A 5,370-nucleotide genomic window follows, 5' to 3' on the forward strand; every position below is an offset into this window, starting at 1 on the left:
GGTGAGGGGCTCTTCTGCCTGAATGCCTTGAGCGCCTTGTAGAAGCTCCAAATGAGATCGCGTATATTTTCCACCCACCGGACGTGCTGTGGCGTCGCCGGCATCAGCTTTTGCAGCAGCCGCTCCGCATGCACCCAGCACAGCGCATGATTGCCAACCCGGAACTGGCCGGCATCGTCGGAGATAATGACGGCATTGCCCAGCAGGCCGTGGTGGCGAACAGAACCCCAGATGCCCGCTTCCGCGACGACCCGAACCATGTCCTTATCGAAGATGTCGACACCTTTTTGCGCCAGGTGTTCCAGAAAGGGGACCTGGTTGCTAAAGCGTTGAGGTGTGCGTGTTTGCAGCCTGGCGATGACTGTCGGATCCACGCCATGTCGCGTCTTCAGATAATCAGAAGTAGCATCGTTAAGCACATAATCCTGATAATTGCCGCGCAAGAGCGACAGGAAGTTCAGGCGGGATTTTGTTTTCGTGGTGCGAAAGACGGTAAAATGCTCGCCGCCAATATGGGTGGTATAGAAGTTATCACGCGCATGACGGGCCCCGGTGTCATCGACCGTTACATAGGCTTCCGACACCAGGCCAGCATGCAGAACGGCAGCATCCTCAGCAACAAAGCCATCCAGCCCCTTGGTGAGCAAACGCACAACCTGGCGTTTGGAGATGTCCATGCCGATGTCATTAAGCAGGGTCGACAACCGTTGCGCTGTGACCTGACCTTGCGCATGCAGCATCAGGCAGAGCCGCCTGAGGTTTGGGCCATAACCACCGACGATTCCGGCAGGTAACGGCGCAAGAATAGTCTTACCGTTCGGAGCAACCCAGCATTCGCGCCGGTAGTGAATAACCTCAGCGCGCAAAACTATATCGCGCACGTAATAGCTCTTGTAGCCCTTGAAGCGTGAACCGTCCGGAACACGGGCATGAAGAACCACATCCCGATCAACGCGCTCGACATCCAGTTTCGGTCCACGCGGCTTCTTCTTGCCCGCCTGCTTGTCCTGAGCTTTCGCGTCCGTTGCCTTATCCATGCCCGACGGTTTGAACGGCGGCCGTGGCGGCAGGTTTTTCAGTCGCGCAATTTCATCGCGAAGGAGTTGGTTCTCAACTTTAAGCCGGGTGTTTTCCAGACGGAGCTCGGCATTCTCCTTACGGAGTGCTGTATTCTCAGCTTCCAGTTTTTCAAGCCGAGCCTCTGCACGTTCGGTTTTCTCAACCAAACCCGTGACCAGACTGCGCAACGCGTTCAGTGAAAGCGTGTCAGCATGCTTGGGCGAGGGAAGCATTCTCTTCGGCATCGCAAAAGAGAATCATGATTTGCCAAAATCAGGAATCCCATAGCCATGAAATATCGATGCGGAACTCACGATATGCACAGTGTTTAATATTTCTGACTTGGAATCAGAAACAGGGTCTTGGCCACCAAATTTGCCCCGCTTACGGCCGCACAGCATTCATGGTGAGGCGTATTCACCGAAATGGCGTTCGCAAAAGAGCGGTTGAATTCGGCCTCAGACCCTGCTGAAGCATATTCATTCCTTGCGGATATGTTGCAAGAATCCGCTTCGGCTGGACAGGCTGCCGCCGACGGGATGTCGGGGGATGCCGGCAAACATCGTCATTGCGCCGACAGAAGCCCGATGGCGCACCACACTATATGGCCCGTAGCGATGGCGTTAAGATAGGAGGAATAATAGCGTTCCAAGCAGGGGGCGATCTGGATAGCCGCGATTAGAACTTGATTGCAAACCTTGCTCCGGTTGTGTGGGCTGTCGACTTTGAAGAAATCTGGGCCTGATAATTCAGGTTGAAGTTAGACGTCTTTGAGACGGGCATATCCAACCCGGCTTCGAGGGTCGCTACATCACTGGCGATTGGAGTACCGTAAATGGTGAACTCGTCTGATCCTGTGAAACCATGCTCCGCCGCTCCACGTACATTATTTGAAGTCTTGCGGTAGCCTGCACCTGTTGAAACAGCGGCCGTCGTGTTGCCTCCAAGTTCCACTTCAGTTTTCGCACGAATGCCCAGGGTGACGAACGCGGCGGATGTTCTGGTTTTGGAACCGCGAAGAGCGGCTGCGCCGCCGTCTTCGTTATAGGCGCCCGTGTGATGATTGACGTAAGCCAAATTTCCGTACGGTTCCAAAGTGATCTTCTTGGCATGGATCTTATAAGCGACTTCACCGAAGGCTTGGAAAGTGCGTGCATTTGCATTGCTGGTCGGACTTTGAGGTCCGAAGCCAAAGAATGCTGCTGTACGTTCCGTATCGACCTTATGCCACGAATTGGCGACACCAAGACGAAGAGCGATATTGCCGTTCCATTCTTTTGCGACATGTGCCCCGACGTGGAAACTGTCTACCGAAGCGGAAGATGCTCTAGCGTCGGCTTTGATTGTCGAGTTGCTGTATCCCGCGAAAGCCCCAGCAAGCCAGCCATTCTCTGCAATCGTATCAGCGCCAACAAGGAAGCCGCCCGTGGAATGTTTCACATCGGCATAGTTGCCATTGCCGTCGATCTTGTTCCAGCCGCCATAGGCCTGTACCCAGGCACTCCATTCGTGATCGATTTTCGTGCTGAACATATCGTCATTCATGACGATACCGCCAAGAGCGCCGCGCATGCGATTATTGATGATGTCGCGTATGTACCGGCTTTCCTCGATCAATGCGGATGACGTCGAACCATAGATTTCGCCGGACAGGCTGTCGAGGGCGTTGGCGATGACGGTCGTGTTGTCGGGTAGCTTTACGAAAGCGTTATAGATTCCAGAACTGGTGCCCATGCTGTCGAGAGCATTTGCGACCGCGAAATGGTTTGCTGTCGTACCCTTTGAAATAAAGGGGACTTCGTTACGGGCCAATTCCAGTTGCACTAAACCTGCATTGTAATCATAGAACAAAGACGGATTAAGGAATGCGAATTCCGATGTGACGTTACCGAACGAGCCGGTCAGTTTTCCATCCGCCTGCAGGATCGTGTATCTCGTATTTAACGCATAATCGCCAGCGAAGCCGATATGCGCAACGGTTCCTCCGCTGATCGTCGCATCACCTGTGACAGTGATGCGATCACTTTCAGTGTTGAGCGGATCGGTTTCAACATTGTAGATCGAGCCGCTCTCAAGAACGAGATTGCCGTTTACGGTCAGCGTTCCGATGGAGTTGCCTGGAGCCAGTATGCCTCCATCAGCAACGGAGATATGCGAGTTCAACCCGCTGCCGATTGTGCCGACACCAGAAAGGATGCCACCGGATTCCACGATCAGGCTGCCGCCGAGCGCCCCCTTGGCATCTGCGGTGCCTGTGTTGATAGCACCGCTGCTAATCTTAACGACACCACCGAATGCAGAAGAATCGCCAATGAGAAAGAGCGTGCCTTCTCCATTCTTCAAAATGGTTCCCGTGCCGGACAGAACGCCTGCAAGTGTGCCATTTGTCGGTTGACTGACGACAGCCGTTCCCAGAGCCCCGATATCGATGTTGCCACCGAACTTATTGGCGTCGATTACCAGCTCGCCTTTGTTGATTGACCAATCGAGCAACGAAACTCCAGCCAATGTAAGTGAACCGGAACCATCCTTGACCATGGAACCGTGAACAGTATTCAGACCCTGAATGTTGCCATTGTAGGTTTCTGTTCCGGTGATGTTGAAGATCGCGGTGCCTGCATTACGGATGTCGCCTCCAAACGATGTTGCGTTCCCGACGACAAAACCGTTGGTAATGTTCAGATTGCGAAAAGTGTTCGTACCATTCAGTGTCAGAATGCCAGCGCCGCTTTTTGTGAGATCGTTTGCGCCATTAATGTTGCCGTTTAGGGTGAGCGCAGTTGATCCGTCGACGTTGAAGTTGCCGTTTACATCCAGATTGAAATTACGAAACGTTGCGAATGACGCGGTGGTGGTCAGTGTTCCACCCATAAAGCTTACGTCGTTTGATACATCGCCCAATGCACCGTCGTTATTGATGACGAGTTCACCCGCTTTAATGCCGATATTGCCAGTAATCGTGTTAACGCCATTAAGAACGAGCCTGCCGTTACCGTCCTTGAGGAAGTTGCCATTGCCCGAAAGCACGCCATTGGCGGTGAGTGTGTTATCGTCGGTGACATTAATCGTGCCGCGCTGATCAACATCGAAGTTACGATAGGTTGCAATATCATCCACAATCGTAAGCGCGCCACCCGCCAGATTTACGCCACCCAATCCCAGACTGGTGTCGGAACTGATCTGCACGTCACCTGAGTATATGGTTGTTCCGCCTGTATAAGAGTTATTGCCGTTGAGAATGAGTGTTCCTGCTTCTGTCTTTAGCAGTGAACCGGAGCCATTGATTTCGGTGTTGATCGTCGCACTATCGGCGAGAACGCGGATTTCGGAGCCTCCTGGTTCAAGCGAGAGTGATCCGGATCCATTGAGGATGTAACCGTCATTGACAAACTGGATGCCGGAAAAGGACTGATTGCCGTTAATATCGATAACGCCACCAATAGTTGTCGGAGTGTCCTTGAAGATCGCGATCTTGCCGCCCCAAATATCAGCTACTGCACCTCTGTCATTCGTCCAAAATGCTGTGGTGCTATCCCAGACGCCGTTTCCACCGTTCCAGTATTGAAGGCTATTGTCACCGCTCGCTTCAATGAGCAGGTCAATTGAGCCTGCTCCATATTGAAGGCTGGAAACCGCACCGTTAATTTGGGGAAGGTCGACAAATCCGAAGGTTCCGTTAAGCGTTCCACTATAGGCGATCAGACGATAATAGCCGACGCCTAATTTACCGCTTGTCGGAATATGACCTTGGTAAACATCCAGGACCGCGTTATCAATGGTCAGATTCCCCAATACGGTCATACGGGTGGTGTTGCTTGGCGAACCCGCTGCGAAACTTAATGTGCTCCAAGGCTTGGCTTCTAAATCACCGGAAACCGTGAAGCTGCCGTTAGCATTGATATTAGCAAGTGTCGCAGCAGTCTCCAATGTAAGATTGTGGACAGTTGCGTTATTCACGAGCATTTGAGTGCCCCTAGCCATCGTCCAACTAGCCGAATCGGGTATAGTAAGGTTGTTGAGAGTTACAGCTCCAGAGGAAACATTGGTATTGCCACTGTAAAGATAAGTGCCCTGTAAATGAATGTTGCCCGAAGAGCTAAAAGTTACGTCACCAATGCCTGTGATATACGAATGATCATAACTGAGAGCGCCAGTTCCTTTAATTTTCAGATTTGAATCGTTGGTAATTCTTCCTTGGATACTACTCACTTCGGCAGAAAGCGTTCCATCTCTTAGAGTCCTTTTGAAAAAGGTCTTCAATGAGCAATTCGCCTGATGAGTAGGGCTCCGAGAGCAATGTGGATCATGGCT

Annotated in this window: 2 protein-coding genes; both read right to left on the reverse strand. The window is 52.1% G+C overall.

All coding sequences use genetic code 11. The features are described 5' to 3' along the window. Positions 1-1,304, reverse strand: a 1,304-nt coding sequence (locus JNC70_RS22540) for a cell division protein ZapB (protein WP_374789033.1), incomplete at its 3' end; no start/stop codon positions are given. 433 nt (positions 1,305-1,737) lie between these two features. Then, positions 1,738-5,319 (reverse strand): autotransporter domain-containing protein, encoded by a 3,582-nt coding sequence (locus tag JNC70_RS22545; RefSeq protein WP_374789034.1) that lies wholly within the window; start codon positions 5,317-5,319, stop codon positions 1,738-1,740. Positions 5,320-5,370: the final 51 nt, after the last annotated feature.

This window comes from Brucella oryzae (assembly GCF_041929965.1).
GTDB lineage: Bacteria > Pseudomonadota > Alphaproteobacteria > Rhizobiales > Rhizobiaceae > Brucella > Brucella oryzae.